Origin of the sequence: Mesorhizobium sp. M0923 (assembly GCF_040319365.1) — a bacterium.
Classification (GTDB): Bacteria; Pseudomonadota; Alphaproteobacteria; order Rhizobiales; family Rhizobiaceae; genus Mesorhizobium.
This window is the reverse complement of the sequence record NZ_JAMYNW010000011.1, coordinates 14492-29803: the sequence shown is the minus strand read 5'-3', so window position 1 is coordinate 29803 and position 15312 is coordinate 14492. Positions and strand designations below refer to the sequence as shown.

The 15312-nt window shown below is 59.8% G+C and carries 11 protein-coding genes; 5 read left to right on the top strand and 6 right to left on the bottom strand.

Going from position 1 to position 15312, the window contains the following annotated elements; translation table 11 throughout:
- Nucleotides 1-67 precede the first annotated feature (67 nt).
- Nucleotides 68-1993, top strand: a complete 1926-nt coding sequence (asnB, locus tag NKH89_RS19385; RefSeq protein ID WP_352494482.1) for an asparagine synthase (glutamine-hydrolyzing) — start codon at nt 68-70, stop codon at nt 1991-1993.
- On the opposite strand, the gene NKH89_RS19380 is transcribed toward asnB, so the two are convergent.
- Nucleotides 1967-3085, bottom strand: coding sequence for a glycosyltransferase family 4 protein (locus NKH89_RS19380; RefSeq protein ID WP_023720691.1), 1119 nt, complete (start codon nt 3083-3085; stop codon nt 1967-1969). The two genes, asnB and NKH89_RS19380, sit on opposite strands and share 27 nt — an antisense overlap.
- Nucleotides 3086-3254: 169 nt before the next feature.
- On the opposite strand from NKH89_RS19380, the gene NKH89_RS19375 reads away from it, so the two are divergent.
- Both NKH89_RS19375 and NKH89_RS19370 read left to right on the top strand, forming a co-directional pair.
- Nucleotides 3255-4694, top strand: coding sequence for a lipopolysaccharide biosynthesis protein (locus NKH89_RS19375; protein ID WP_023720692.1), 1440 nt, complete (start codon nt 3255-3257; stop codon nt 4692-4694).
- Nucleotides 4695-4922: 228 nt separating this feature from the next.
- Complete coding sequence (locus NKH89_RS19370; RefSeq protein WP_352909578.1) at nt 4923-5741, top strand: isocitrate lyase/PEP mutase family protein; 819 nt, start codon at nt 4923-4925, stop codon at nt 5739-5741.
- Nucleotides 5742-5952: 211 nt separating this feature from the next.
- Here NKH89_RS19370 and NKH89_RS19365 read toward each other — a convergent pair whose 3' ends face one another.
- From NKH89_RS19365 to wecB, 3 genes are read right to left on the bottom strand one after another with little or no spacing between them, the layout of a single operon-like run.
- Entirely contained in the window at nt 5953-6756 is an 804-nt protein-coding gene (locus tag NKH89_RS19365) for a WecB/TagA/CpsF family glycosyltransferase (RefSeq protein ID WP_023720694.1), read from the bottom strand.
- Nucleotides 6753-8084 (bottom strand): UDP-N-acetyl-D-mannosamine dehydrogenase, encoded by a 1332-nt coding sequence (gene wecC, locus NKH89_RS19360; RefSeq protein ID WP_352484049.1) that lies wholly within the window; start codon nt 8082-8084, stop codon nt 6753-6755. The genes NKH89_RS19365 and wecC overlap by 4 nt, the downstream gene beginning before the upstream one ends.
- On the bottom strand, nt 8077-9231 hold the full coding sequence (gene wecB / locus NKH89_RS19355; protein ID WP_352484050.1) for a non-hydrolyzing UDP-N-acetylglucosamine 2-epimerase: 1155 nt from the start codon (nt 9229-9231) through the stop codon (nt 8077-8079). Before wecB ends, wecC begins: the two co-directional genes overlap by 8 nt.
- Nucleotides 9232-9567: 336 nt before the next feature.
- Here wecB and NKH89_RS19350 point away from each other — a divergent pair, with 336 nt between their 5' ends.
- Nucleotides 9568-10875: a glucosamine inositolphosphorylceramide transferase family protein gene (locus NKH89_RS19350; protein WP_352909577.1), complete on the top strand. Its 1308-nt coding sequence runs from the start codon at nt 9568-9570 to the stop codon at nt 10873-10875.
- 19 nt (nt 10876-10894) lie between these two features.
- On the opposite strand, the gene NKH89_RS19345 is transcribed toward NKH89_RS19350, so the two are convergent.
- Together NKH89_RS19345 and NKH89_RS19340 are read right to left on the bottom strand one after the other, a co-directional pair.
- The gene (locus NKH89_RS19345; protein WP_352909575.1) at nt 10895-12142 is read right to left on the bottom strand and encodes a VpsF family polysaccharide biosynthesis protein; all 1248 of its coding nucleotides are present in this window, start codon (nt 12140-12142) and stop codon (nt 10895-10897) included.
- A gap of 218 nt (nt 12143-12360) precedes the next feature.
- Entirely contained in the window at nt 12361-13428 is a 1068-nt protein-coding gene (locus tag NKH89_RS19340; RefSeq protein ID WP_352788062.1) for an acyltransferase family protein, read from the bottom strand.
- A gap of 325 nt (nt 13429-13753) precedes the next feature.
- Here NKH89_RS19340 and NKH89_RS19335 point away from each other — a divergent pair, with 325 nt between their 5' ends.
- Nucleotides 13754-15304, top strand: a complete 1551-nt coding sequence (locus NKH89_RS19335; RefSeq protein ID WP_352484053.1) for a GumC family protein — start codon at nt 13754-13756, stop codon at nt 15302-15304.
- Nucleotides 15305-15312: the final 8 nt, after the last annotated feature.

The window sequence follows — 15312 nt, the reverse complement described above, 5'->3', positions numbered from 1 at the left end:
TTAGCCACGAAGTGTTTAATACATTTGTTGTACTGGAGTGAGGAATACGCGCGCCTAGGGGGAAACAATGTGTGGAATTGCCGGGTGGATCGGCCGAAGGGCCGAGAACCCACAAGAGCGGGCCGCCAGAATGTCAAATGCATTGCGGCATCGCGGTCCCGATGCCGAAGGCATCGAGTTCTTGGACTTGAATACTGGCGAGGAACAATTGGCATTGGTCCATCGCCGCCTGGCGATTATTGACTTAGCGCCAGAGTCAAATCAGCCGATGCATATCGAGGACGGCTATCTCAGAATAATTTTCAACGGCGAAATATACAACTATATCGAGCTGCGCCAGGAACTGATCGGCCTCGGTCATCATTTTCGAACGCGCTCCGATACCGAGGTGCTGCTCAGAGCTTATGATCAGTGGCACTTGTCCATGTTCGAACGGTTGAGCGGCATGTTCGCTTTTGCGCTCTGGGATGCTCAGAGGCACGAATTGATCCTCGCCCGTGATCCGTTCGGCAAAAAGCCCCTTTACCTCATGCAGAGCGAAAAACTGCTGTCCTTTGCCTCAGAGATCAACGCGTTGTTGTCATCGCAGCCAAATGCGCAGCAACTCGATTTGGACGCTGTGCACGAGTACCTGCGCTGGCGTTACGTGCCTGGACCGCGCACGCTTTTTAAACAAATCCGCAAGCTCAACCCCGGAAGCTATGCCGTTTGGTCGCAAGGGACTGTGACGGAAACGCGCTATTATACGCCTCCAGATCAAACGGACCTGACCGAGGACATCGACCACGAAACCGCCAAGCGACGATTTCTGGAACTGCTCGACCATTCCGTCGAGATCAGAATGCGCAGCGATGCACCTTTCGGCGCCTTTCTCTCCGGAGGCCTCGACTCGTCAGCAATCGTCGCCCTGATGACCAAGCACAGCGACAAGCCCATTCGCACATTTTCGGTCGGTTTCAGCGAACCGGCCTATAGTGAACTTCCATTCGCCCGACGCGTCGCCGATCATTTCAAGACCGATCATTGCGAACTGGTCATAGAAGCGGACGACCTGATTGACCACCTGCCGAAGTTGATTCGCCATCTGGGGGCGCCCGTTTCACAAAGTTCGGACATTCCGATTTACCTGATGTCGGAGCGAGCCTCACAGGACGTCAAGATGGTGCTCACAGGTGAAGGGGCAGACGAGGTTCTCGGCGGGTATCCCAAACATCGCGCAGAGTCACTGGCTGGAATCTACCGGTCGCTCGTTCCAGCCTTGCTCCACAACAACCTCCTCGCCCCTTTGATACGTGCCATGCCTGGCGCATCGGCCAAGTTCGATACATTTGCCCGAAGCGCGGGTGAAAGGGACTTTGCCACCCGGATGATCTCCTGGTTTGGAGCCATGACAGAGCAGGAACACAGTCGCCTCATCGGTGCGCCGGCCAATTGCCGCAATGGACGCAACAACTTACCGTTTTCCTCAAGCGCGACAGCATCCCATCTTCGCCGCGCGCTATTTTTCGATCAGACATCGTGGTTGCCCGACAATCTCCTGGAACGAGGCGACCGGATGATGATGGCCGGTTCAATCGAAGGAAGAATGCCGTTCCTCGATCGCGATCTGGTTGCGTTCGTCAGCAAATTGCCCGATCGCTACAAGGTGGGTTGGCGGAAGGGTAAGCTGATCTTGCGCAGCAGCATGGCCAACATACTTCCGGAGGAAATTCTCAACCGCCGCAAGATCGGATTCAAGGTGCCCGTCGCCGATTGGTTTCGGGGGTCGATGAGGAACTACGTGCACGACCACCTTTGCTCGCCTAACTCCGTCATTCGCAGCTATTTGAGCCCGAAACAGCTTGATCAAATCGTCTCGGAACACACCACGGGTGCCGCAGACCACGAAAAGCTGATATGGGCGCTGTTGAATTTGGAGATATTCCACCGCGAATTCGGGCTTGAGGCGCCGCCGCGATCATCAGCCTCAGCGCTTGACCGGTTGACGGCTTGACGCCGCCGACCGCCAGACATCGCAGATTGCGCCGACAAACGGGGCGAGTTCAAGCCGTTCCCGATGCACGGCCATGGCACCGGCACCAAGCCTCGCCCTCAGTGCTGGGCTCTCCACGAGGCGGCCCAGCGCGTCGGTCAACGCAGTAACATCGCCTGGCGGCACCAGCAGCCCGGATTGCCCGTCGGTAATTATGTCTTCGACCGCGCCAACCGGGGTTGCCACCACCGCCAAACCGGCTGCCATGCCTTCGATCACCGACATAGGCAGGTTTTCGGCGAAGGAGGGAAGAACCAGAATATCCGCGAAAGAGATCAGCGACGCGACATCGTCGGGTCCCACCCAACCCGGAAAGGCGATCCGGTCTGCGATCCCCAGCCCGGCCGATTTTGCCCGTGCCGCATCGATTTCGCCATCGCCGGCAATCGTGGCGCGCCAGTTCTTGACGGGGTTCATGCGATGCAGCGCGTCCAACAATTGCGGTACGCCCTTGCGGTCGCCGATACGACCCAGGAACAGGATATGCACGTGGCCGCCGCCACCGACGTGCGCCAGCGACGGGACTTCGGTCGCATTGGGCACGATCACGATATTGCCGGCAGCGCCTGGCGCCCGGCTGGCGACGAAATCGCGCCAAAGCCTGCCCAAAACGATCACCCGATCGGCATGCTCGAACAGAGCTTTGATACGGCGGCTTATGAACCCGTGATCGTCTTTCCAGAATGTCTGATACTGCGCCCCGTGCAAATGCAGGACATAGGGTATCGACAGCAGCCGTGCGCAGGCGGCGATCACCATCTTGCGATAGGTGCTGCCGGAGACTGAGATGTTGATATGAACGACATCGGCGCGTCCAGCCAGACGCGCTTTAAGCATCCGCAAGCAAAAGCCGAGCATATAGAAGATCGAAAGTCCGACATGCCCCGAGCCACGACTGGCAAGGAAGCGCACATCGATGTCGGTGACTTCTTGCCGTTCGAACTCCTGCTTCAGCGCCCCCATGATGCGGTCGATGCCGCCCTGGCCCGAAACGCCCGACGGCGTCGCGACCAGGACATGTATTTTTCGATCGGATATGAGGCGCTGCAACATGATGGTACTCTAAATAACACAGACCGGGTAACTGCAAAGCAAACGTTCCCGATAAGGTTTACGGCAAATCTTTTAGTTCAAACTGAATCTGTTCACCCTTCGCCGTCATCGCGCTGGATTTTCCGCCAATCGGCGGCTAGTCGAAGGTGAATTTTCCAGGGACACGCCTTTGCTGCTCCGTTCCACGCTCATTTATGCTCCGGCGATCCTGCTGACGCGAATCTCGGCGTTGCTCCTGCTGGTCGTCGTGACGCGTTTGATCGACCAGACCGAGTATGGCCTGCTCACTCTGGTGGTGACCGTCGGCGAAATGACCGACATTGCCGTCACCAACTGGCTGCGCATCGCGTTGCTCAGGCTTGGCGGCAAGGGCGAAGTCAGCCGCGGCAGCCTGATGCTGGCCGGGCAGGTGTTGCTTGCCACCACGGCACTGGCGCTGGTCATATCGGTAGGCGCGTCGGCGGTGGTCGTGCCGGAACGCTGGGTCGAGTTCGCGATCGCGGTCTGCGGCTATCTCGTCGCCGGATCCATCAGCCGCTTCGCGTTGACGGTGCTGCAGATGCAGCAGCGCCACTCGGTCTATTCGATGCTCGAAGCCCTGCGTGCCCTGCTGCAACTCGCGCTGCCGATCGGCGCCATCCTTATCTTCCAGGATAGCTTTCTGACGGTATCGCTCGGCTCGAGCCTCGGCGCCTTGATTGCCGGCATCGTGGCGGGCATCATGGCATCCCGACGCGTCGTTACCGGTCCGCCGCGCTTCACCCACAGAGACTTCTTTGCGCTCGGTGTGCCGCTGATCATCATGGCGCTGGTTGGCTTCGGGCTCAACAGCGCGGAGCGTCTGTTCCTCAAGTTCTATTACGATGCCAGCGCTGTGGCGATCTTCGCCGCAGCCTATGCGCTGGCCCGCCAACCGATCGACATGGTCGCTAACGCCATCAACATGGGCGCCTTTCCCGAGGTGGTCAGCCGGTTCGACGAGGACGGGCCCGCCGCATCGGGTCGGTTGCTATCGCAGTTGATGGCCTTGATGATGCGGCTTTGCCTGCCGATTGCAGCTATGCTGGTCGCGCTCAGCAGCGATATCACTGAGCTCATGCTGCCCTCGCAATATCACGGCCGCTTCGGCCTGCTGTTTCCGATCATCGCCTTCAGCGTGCTGTGTGCCAACCTCACCAGCTTCGTCTATGGCGTCGTGGTGCACGCGCACAAACGGCCGTGGCTGCTGATCATCGCCAATCTCTTCGGCTCGGCGGCAACAATCGCATTGTCTCTGCTATTGATCCCTTCGATGGCGGAGATCGGCGCCGCTTTGGCGCTGGCGGGCGGCTCGGTGGTGGGCTCCATAACCTGCATCATCATCAGCGAACGGCTCACGCCGGTGCCGGTGCCGTGGCGCGACATTGGCGTTTCGGCAATCATCTCGCTCAGCACAGGGGTGGCCGCCAAGCTTGCCAGCATGGTGGCCGGCGATGTGCCGGCAATCTTCTCGCTTATCGCCGGCGGCACCGCCGGAGCTGCGGTTTTCTTCGGGCTGACCTCGCTATTCCACCCTGTGGCAGCGACGCAATTCCTCGCCCAGCTGCGGGCGCGGCTACGGATCGCGTAATTTCGCAAGCGATCTGTAAGCGGGTATTTCCGAGGCTTACAACACATGGTGTACCTTGCCGGAGACGGGCTCTTGCATACCGGACATTCAATCTCCGGGTGTTCGGGTCATGAGAGGAGGCGCCATAGTGGTCCGCACGTCGCGCTCGGCGGAAAAACGGACGATTGAAAAGCTGCAATCATGGCATTTAGTCGAACCCGGCTTTTTTTCCAAGTCTGAGGGGGCAGCGTGATTTCCCGATCCAAGAAGGTTGAACAATTTCGCGTTCTTCATAAATCCGGCTGCTTCCTGATCCCAAACCCATGGGACGTAGCCGGCGCGCGAATGATGGCTGGTCTGGGTTTTAGGGCGCTTGCGACAACATCTTCGGGTTACGCCTTCTTGAAGGGAAAGAAGGACGGAGCAAAGGAAGTCGGCCGCGACGAAAGCTTGGCATATGCCGCCGAGATCGCCGCCTCGACGACCGTGCGGGTCACTGCCGATTTGGAAGATTGTTATGAAGACACACCAGAAGGCGTGGCTGAAACCGTCCGGCTTGCCGCCGAAGCGGGATTGGCTGGACTTTCGATCGAAGATCGACAACCAAAGCCTGGCCAGCCAATACGCGATTTTGATGCTGCGGTGGCACGTGTAGCGGCGGCGGTTGCAGCTGCTCGAAAATACGACATCGTGCTCACCGCCCGCGCCGATGGGGTGGGTAAAGGCGTGTATGGTCTCGACGAGGCGATTCGCCGCCTAAAGGCCTTCGAAGCTCTTGGCGCTGAGGTGCTGTATGCGCCGGGTGTCCCGGATCTGGCGTCTCTCGAGCAGATTTGCAGCTCTGTCAGCGTGCCGGTCAATCATGTCCTCGGCCAAGGTGTTTCCGGTCTCACGTTTGAGCAGATTGCCGGGGCGGGCGTACGGCGGATAAGCGTGGGCGGGTCACTTGCGCGCGCGGCTGGCGGAGCACTAATGAAAATAGTCCAGGAGATCGCAATGGGGAACTATGCGGCGTTGGAAAGCGCTCCGGCCTGGAACAGCCTTCGCGATCCTAAACCCGTAATCTAAGTCCGAAAGGGTGACGCGCCCCCGGCTGCAACATGCCGCAAGGCGGGCGCTTACCTTGATATTTGAGAGGCCATGATTCGGAGACCGGCATCTACGATCGTGACACTCAGATAACCCAATGTTAAGCGCCGTTTTCCAAGTCACGGCCTTAGTCTCGGGAGTTCGAACGTCGCTCCCACGGCCAACGCCTGTTTTATGGGTGAACGCGAACCTATAAACCGGCGTTTCGGCGCCAGCGACGCTCCCAGAACTCCCGGCACAGCAGCCCGGCATAGGCAGTGTTGGTGTCGTAGTAGCGGCGCCACAAGCGTCGCGGCTCCTGGACCACGCGGAACAGCCACTCCAGGCCGGCTGCTTGTATCAGCCTCGGCGCACGGGCAACCTTGCCGCCATAGACATCGAAACTGCCGCCCACGCCCATCACGAAGCTTGCGGCGAGTTCGTCGCGGTAGCGCTTGAGAAATCGCTCCTTACGCGGTGTCGGCATGGCCACCAGCAGGCAGTCGGCGCCCGACGCGTTGATCGCCGCGACGATCCCGGCCTCATCCTCCGGCTTGAAATAGCCGTTGCGCATCCCCGCTATGACCAGGCTCGGATGGTCCTTGGCAAGTCTCGCTACAACCGCGTCGAGAACGTGCTGTTCGGCCCCCAGCAGATAGGGCCTGAACCCACGCTTCGCGCAGAGGCTCAGCAGATTGATCATGATGTCGACGCCCGCCACCCGCTCGGGCAGCGCGACGCCACACAGACGTGCGCCCCAAAGCACGCCGATCCCGTCGACATTGACCACGTCCGCCCCTGCAACATCCTCGCGCAGTTCGGCATTCTGGCGCATGGTCACCAGCTTGGCGACATTCACGACCACATGATGCAGCGGCCGCCGCACGGTCATCGCCTCGTCGGCGATGGCCAGCGTCTCGGCCATGGTCAGCGCATGGATCGGTGCGCCAAGGAACTCCCGGCGCCGTGATGCCAACAGGGAATGCTGCGCCCAAGCCGGGTCGTGCGCGTTCATGCAGCCTGCTCCCTTGCGAGCGTCACTTGTGCGACTTCTGGTTTCTTGCCTTCGATACGGGCGTCGGGCTTGCGTGCCTTGCGCCAGGTCCATAGGCCCCTTGTATCGACGAGCTTCTTGTCCTTGAGCGCTTCGGGGTCGACCAGATTGAACTGCCGATGGTCGACCAGGAGGACGACGATATCGGACTTGTCGATGGCCGAAAGTGCGTCGGTGAACACGATGCCCCTGCCCTCGAGTTCCTGCGGCAGCGCATTTGTGTTGGGTTCAGCCGCAATGATCTTCACATTGGGGTTATCGGACAGAAGCTTCACCACCTCGACGGCCGGGCTCTCGCGCAAATCGTCGATATTGGCTTTGAAGCTGAGGCCAAGACAGGCGATCGTTTGCTTGCGGGAGGGGTCGAGCAAAGCCTCGATATCCCTGACCACCGACATGGGCCGCTCGGAATTGATCCGGCGTGCGGAAGCCATCAGCCGCGTGCTGTTGGGTGCGGCGTCGATGATAAAATATGGATCGACCGCAATGCAGTGACCGCCAACGCCCGGGCTCGGCTGGAGGATGTTCACGCGAGGGTGCCGATTGGCGAGATCGATCACTTCCCAGACATTGAGCGACAGGTCCTGACACACTGCGGCAAGCTCATTGGCGAAGGCGATGTTGACGTCGCGGAACGCGTTCTCGGTAAGTTTCACCAGCTCAGCGCTTTCGGCCGTCGTCATGAACAGGTCGCCGGTGACGAAGGTTGAATAGAGTGCCGCGGTCCGTTCCGACGATTTGCGGGACAATCCGCCGATCGAGCGATCGTTATTGATCAGCTCGGTCAGCACCTTTCCCGGCAGCACGCGCTCGGGCGAATAGGCGACCAGCACATCGGCGTCTTCGTCATGCAGGACAGGAAATTTGAGGTCAGGCCGCAACTCGGCAAGCAGCCCGTTCATGATGCGTGTCGTGCCGACCGGCGATGTCGATTCCAACACCACAAGGTCTCCCCGCTTCAGCACCGGGGCGATGCTTCGTGCCGCCGCCAGTACGTAGGTCACGTCCGGCCTATGGTCGTGGGTCATCGGGGTCGGCACGGCGATGATATACGCATCCGCCGGCTGCGGCGTGCTGTAGGCCTTGAGCTTGCCGTTCGCCACAACCTTCTGGATCAGGCCGTCAAGGTCCGGCTCGACGATGTGGATTTCGCCGCGATTGACTTTCTCGACGACCGCTCCGTTCACATCGACGCCAATGACGTCGAGCCCTCGGCTGGCGAAAATGGCGCAGGTCGGCAGGCCGATATAGCCCATGCCGATTACGGAAACGGTTTTGATTTCAGCCATGATGCAGCAGTTCCTCAACAATCCGGTTACTGGCCCGGCCATCGCCATATGGGTTGTGTCGTTCCGCCATGCCGCGATAGGCAGCCTGATCGTCGAGCAGGCGATTGGCGTTGAACAGGATTTTCTCGACATCGGTGCCGACGAGGCGGGCGGTGCCGGCCACGATCCCCTCGGGTCGCTCGGTATTCTCGCGCATCACCAGCACCGGCTTGCCGAGCGAAGGCGCTTCTTCCTGCACGCCGCCGCTATCGGTAAGCACCAGATAGCTCTGCTTCTGCAGATACAGGAACGGCAGATAGTCCTGCGGCTCGACCAGATGGATGTTCGGCACGCCTTCCAGCTCTGCGTTGACCACCGAGCGCACATTGGGGTTTGGATGGACAGGGTAGACGATCTGCACGTCTCCGCGCGCCGCCAATCCTTTCAACGCCGTACAGATGCGCTGGATGCCGCCGTCGAAATTCTCGCGGCGATGGCCGGTGACGAGGATCATTTTCTTCGTAGGGTCGAGGAAGGGGAAACGGGCGGCGAGCTTCGCGTTCATCAACCTGTCGGCATCGATCGCGCTTGAAAAATGCAACAGCGTGTCGATCACGGTGTTACCGGTCACGAAGATAGTGCTTTCGGCTTTTCCTTCGGCGATGAGGTTGTCGCGCGCCTGAACGGTCGGCGCAAAATGCCAGGTGGCGATGTCGCCGGCAATCTTGCGATTCAGTTCTTCAGGAAACGGCGAGTTGATGTTGTGGCTGCGCAATCCTGCTTCGACATGAGCGACCGGGATGCGCTTGTAGAAGGCAGCCAGAGCCGCGGCCATCGCCGTGGTGGTGTCGCCCTGTACCATGACGATATCGGGCTTCGCCTTGTCCAGCACCTCGGCCATGCCCAAGAGCACGCGCGAGGTCACGTCGAACAGCGACTGGCCGGGTTGCATGATGTTGAGATCGTGATGCACCGGCAGGCCGGTCAGTTCGACAACCTGGTCGACCATCTCGCGATGCTGGGCGGTGATGCATATTTCGGTGATGAAGCCTGGATGAGCAAGGGCGGCGCGCGCCACCGGAAAGCATTTGAGCGCCTCCGGCCTCGTGCCGAACACGATCAGCAGTTTCCGCCTGGACGGCAGTTTTGGACGTGAAAGGACGTTCATTGCTGATCCTGGCCGCCTGCAGCACTCGAAACATGCCGACTATTGTCCGCAACAGCCATAATAGCGCCGGAAAACGCCTTCGTGATCTCAATTCTTAATATATGATTAACAACCAAGGCCGCGTTCTCCCGGGTTAACTCTTGTGAAAGGTCGGGCTGACAAATAGTCTATGGTAGTAGTCTTGAAAAAGAATATATTGGATTGACTAATATTTTAATCATCGGCCACGCCGACGCATCCCGGCGCTGGGAAAATGAGCTTCTGGTGCGGTTGAGCGCGGCTGGACACGTTGTCTCGAGTTGCCGCGCGCCGACGCCTGAAGCCAACGCGCGCGGGATGGATAATGTGCTGGCGCTCGAGGGCCGGCGCTTCGGCCCCTCACTGGCAAGCCGTTCCGAGCCGTTGCCGTCCGGCGATACCGGCCCCGCCGACCTTATAGTCGATCTCACCGCTACCGCCGCACGACGGGGCACGCCTGTCCTGACGCTCGAATTTTGTGGCCGCAGCAGCTTTGCCGCAGGCATGACCGAGATACTGGCGAGCGGGCGGCTACCCGAACTCACCGCCCGCCTCGACGGCGTTGCCATCGCCAGGGCGCGGCCGATGATCAGCGATCGGCTCTGGCTGTCCCGCAGCAGCAACGAGCTACTCGCCGGCGCCATCTCCCTGATTGCCCAATGTGTCGCCCGCTTTTCCACGGGCAAACTTGCGCCGATTGCCGAGAGCCCGGCGCCACCCCTGCAGAAAGGCGGATTTATCCGGCACTATCTGCCCTTTTTCGGCAGGGGATTGGTCGACCGTGCCGTGCAAAAACTGCGACGTGGCCGGCGCCCCTTCTATTGGCAGGTTGCTTACCGGCTGATCGACGGTCCAGGCGTCGCCGAAACCGGACAGCTGGGTGGCAAGCCGTTCACCGTGCTTGCCGATGACGGGCAGCGATTCTACGCCGATCCGTTCGTTCTCAAACGCGACGGCCGCCACTATCTTTTTGTCGAGGAGTTCCCCTACGCCACCGGCCGCGGCGTGATTTCCGTCGCTGAACTTGGCGACGACGGCGTTTTCGGCGTGCCGAGGTTGGTGCTGGAGGAAGCGCATCACCTGTCATATCCGCAGGTGTTCGCCCACTCCGGCGAAATTTTCATGATTCCTGAAAGCGCTACGGCACGCGAACTGGTGCTCTACCGTGCCGTGCAGTTTCCGGATCGCTGGGTACGCGATACGGTGCTGATCGCGGACAGGGATTTCAACGACGCCACGCTGCTAGAATCCGACGGCCGCTTCTGGTTGCTGGGGACGGAGCGGTTCGGTCACGGCAGCGCGTCGGACACGATGACCGTCTATTCCGCCACGGCGCTGCGTGGGCCTTGGGTAGCGCATGCGCTCAATCCCGTCGCCGTCGATCACTCGGCCACTCGGCCGGGCGGCGCTTTCATCCGTCAGGGCGACGCCTTGCTGCTGCCGGTGCAAAACGGCTCGAGAGCCTATGGCGGTGGCCTGGGGTTGATGCGGCTGGATCGGCTTAATGATTTCGACGTCCGTTTTGAACTGCCCCGCCCAATCGATCCGGGGCCGGCATGGGCGCGGGCGGGTATCCACACGCTCAATCGCGCCGGCGATGTCGAGGTCGTGGATAGCGCCGGCTGACCGGATCCGAGGTCCGTGCTTAACGAGACCCGGCCGGGTTTGGGTGGGATGCAGCGGCCGAAGGCATGCTCTCGAGCTGGCCTCTATCGGGCTGCTTCCTATAGGCAAGCAGCAACACCACAATAATCGCGATTTCAGGCGATTTTGATGAGAGCGCGTTGTTCGACAGCGCAGCAAGCAGGAAGGTGATGATGCCTATCCATGCGGGCAGCGGCGCCCCGCGCAGCAGCCGAAAAACGAACCAGAATATCAGCACCGTAAAGAGCACGGCTATGGGCAGGCCGAAGAGCATGACGATGACCACCGGCGCGCTCTCGATGAACGGCAGATGCAGCTTCTCGTTGACGATCGCCAGGAGTTCGTCGCCGTTCATGCCAAACAGGATGTCTTTCCAGCTGACAAGTCCGAACACCTGGTAGATCGTCACCCGCGCCATAAAATTTTGGTCGAAAATGGTGTTGCTGAACCGGTTCAGCAGACCGCCAGCAAACAGCATCGCAACAAGCACCGCGCCGCCTGTCATAGTGAACATCAGCACGACAAATTTGGCCTGCCGCTCATACTTGAGCGACATGCCCGGCCAAGGCACGAACAGCAGCAGAATGAGGATTTCTCCGGCAGCGAGCAGAAGCGCGGCGCGAGCGCCCGATGCAGCACAACCGACGACCAATACGAAAATCGCCACCACCCGCACCCATATGCGCCAGCGCGTCAGCGGTACGAATCCGATGACTGTGGCGCAGAGCGCGCCTAGTGACAGCGGATGGGCCGCTAGGCCGATCGGCCTGAACTGCAGTTCGTTGATGCCGTAAGGCAGGAATCGATGTTGAGTCACCGCTTCGATAGTGCCGATCACGGCGCTCAGGATGGCCATTCCAAGCACTACGTCGCCCAGCGCCCGCCGCGACTCCGCGTTTAATGCCAGCATCAACAGGCCTGTGGCGCCGGCCACCAGATAGGTATCGATGATGAACCCGGAGGAGCCCGCACGGCCGGTAATGAACAGATAAGGCACCAGCGCGAACATCAGCACCGAATAGCGCATCAACGCCTTGAATATTCCAATTTCGTCGCCCTGCAGCAGAAACGGTCGGCTGAAAAGAACGACAGCAAGCAGCAGGAAGATCGCGTAAGTGCCGAAATGCAGCTTCTCGTAGAACGAGCCTCCCTGGGCCGTATAGTCGACGACCATGTTCATCACCTGCGGCGACACCGTAAAGCGCAGCAGGAACGCGAATGCGGCGCATAGGAAAAACAGCAGCGACAACGCGTTTTGACGGCGCGCCTGGCTGGACAACAATCGTTCCGATGCGGCAGCAGGATAGCTCATGGCCCCTCCAAGTGAAGGTATTCAAACGGCATTCCGGCCACGAGATCCATTCAAGAGACTGCCGAACGGATGCGGCGTGTGTGTTGTCAAAATATGCCGGGCCATGCGTTTGCCACAACCGTTAAGTTCGATGCCCGGACGTTTGCACGGTCTCCTTATTTGTTCTCCGTGGCAGCGTAAGGAAGCGATGTGGCTCTAACCTTCCTTCTGCCGTTCAGAATGAGAAGAATCGGCTTCTCGATCATCTGGTGGATCACCAGGCTGGCTATGCAGGCAGTCACGATGCTGACCACCGAGACCAGCAACACTGTTGCCGGATGGTCGTAGCCGATGGTGCGCCTGGCCAGGTAGGCTACGGCGCCGATCACGAAGATATGCGACAGGTAAAGCGCGTAGGAGGCGTTGCCGAGCTCTTCGAGCAGGCTCCAGTGCTTCAGTTTCGGTTCCAGAATGAGGCCAAGGTGAAGCAGGCTGGCGGCCCACATTACCTGCCCCGCGAAGCTGATCTGGCTCATCAGCGGCGTGCCGTCATCGACGAATGCAAGCAACACGCCTGCAGCGGCCATAGGGCCGAGTAGCCAGACATGGCGTGTGTCGGAAGCAAAGCCGCCGTCCAGATAGCGCCGGCCTATCCACATGCCGACGACGAAGGCCACCGGCGAAGCGTTCAGATAGAACTGGAGAACAGGGTTGGTGGGAGCTATCAACAGCCCGGCCAGCCACATCGCAATGAAAAAGACCGTCAACACAAATGCGCGCGCGGTCACCGATAGGAATGCGAGCACCGCGAATGCGATATAGAAATAGGCCTCATAATTGAGCGTCCAGCCGAGTGACAAAATTGGGCTGACGCCATCTCGTTCGGGCGCTTGGTGGACAACGAAGAACAGCGACTGGAGATAATGGGGCCACGTAAAGACGGTCTTCTGGAAGAGACTTGGTGCAAGAGCTGCCAGAAGTGCGGCGACGCTTGTGAAAAGCCAGTAGAGGGGGATGATCCGGATCGCTCGGCGTTTCAGGAAGGTTGGAGCAGAGAAGGGACCGCTCCCCGTAATATAGACCATTATGAATCCGCTAATGACGAAGAACAGAATGACACCAAGGCGGCCCGCAGTCACGATAATCGGATTATCTATGCCGATTTGGTAGGAAAAAGCGTGCGCGAACAGAACCAACAAAGCGGCGCAGGCGCGAAGATACTGGACCGAATAGAATTTCGTCACGTTCCTCTCCTGCAATTGCAGGCGACTGACGCCATCCTGCAGGTCGCGGTCAGTGCTTCAGATGTCATTCAAAAGGCATTGCCATCTTTTCAATACAACCGCGCCGTTAAGTGCGCGTTACCGATTTCATGAAAATCACTCACCGGTTGCGGACGCAAATCGGGCGACGGCAAGAATGCGCGCCAAATTCTGGGCAACGAATCCCTTCAACGTCCGCCGGACGGAAGGGGGGATGAACGGCAAAATGGGCCAGCTTGGAAAATAAGATATTAACGATGTTTCTGTAGAGCAGGCCAAGCGTAACGATTTAACAAGGGTTGTCACCATGTCTGCCGGTTCCGGCACACCCCCGATCTCCGCGACGGCTTCCAATAACAGTGCGTTCGAGCGTATCGCCAATGCGCGGCGCAGGGCGATGCTGCAACAGCATGACCCAGTCGCGGCGCGCAGCTCCGCACCGGTGACGCCGCAACCATCCGAGCCTGTCGCGACGGTGACCCTGGACAAGATCGGCGATTTCCTCGAGCTCGATTTTCGACGCCTGTTCGTCTGGCTGCGGGCCGGTCTCGCCCTGGCGTTCATGCTGGCGGTAATCGGCGGCATTGTCGGCGGCGCCTATGCATTGCTGAGCAAGCAGCGTTACACCGTCACGACAGAGGTACTCATCAACCCCTCCAATTTGCAGGTTGTGGAAAACGACCTCTACTCACAACCGGGCCAGGTCGATAGCCAGCTGCTCAACACACGCAGCAAGCAGCGCATCTTGACCTCGGGCAACGTGCTTTCCCGTGTGGTGGACGAACTGAATCTGACTCACGATCCAGAGTTTTTCGATCCAGACCGGAGCACGTCTACGTCTGGCGCGGTGGCGAAGCCCGACCCGAAGCTTATCGCCTTGAAGAACCTGGCGGACCGGGTAAACGCCGCTGCGGACCCAACCTCGTTTGTCACAACCCTCTCGGTATCCGCGGAAACCACTGCCAAAGCGATCCTGATCTCGCAGGCCATAGTCAAAAACTTCCAGGAAGAACTGGCCAAGGCCGAAGCTGCCGGTGCCGGCCGTGCCGCGGCTGCCCTCGACAGCCGGCTTGGCCAACTCAAGAGCGACGTCCAGGCAGCCGAAGAGAAGGTCGAGAGCTACAGGCGCAGCCACAACCTGTCCTCCAGCAATGGCCAGCTCGTCAGTTCGCAGACGATGACGCAGCTCAACGGCGAAATCGTCGATGCGCAATCGCGCGTGATCGCCGCGCAGGCAAGCTACGACGCCCTGGTTGCCTCCGGTATAAATGGGGCCAATCCCGACCCCACGGTTTCGGAAGCGCTCGCGGCGCTGCGCGACAGGTCAAACAGCCTGCGACAGCAGATCGACTCACAGTCGATGACCTTCGGTCCGCGCCACCCGACGATTGTCAGGCTGAGGACGGAGCTCGAGACCGTCAACTCGCAACTCCGAGCCGAGTTCTCCCGCACCGTCGGAACGGCAAAGTCCAGCCTGGACAAGGCCAGGGCCTCGTTGGCCTCTCTCAACGCCAGGATGAACGATCTGAAGAGCAACGTTTTCACCGACAGCGAGTCCGAAGTCGCCCTGCGTGAGCTTGAACGCGATGCGGCCTCGAAGAGAGCGGTCTATGAGAGCTTTCTGTCACGTGCGCGCCAAATCAGTGAGCGCGAGCAGATCGACACCACAAACGTACAGGTGATTTCGACCGCGGTGCCCCCGCCAGGGCGCTCATGGCCCCCGCGCACTGCCCTGGTGGCAGGCGCAGGAGCGTTCGCAGGCTTTGCCCTGGGCATGCTGCTGGCCATTGGCATGGGCATTATCCGCGACATGCGCCGGCCGCCGAACAGATCAGACCTTGCTGCCAGCCGAGCCTGAAGCAAGGC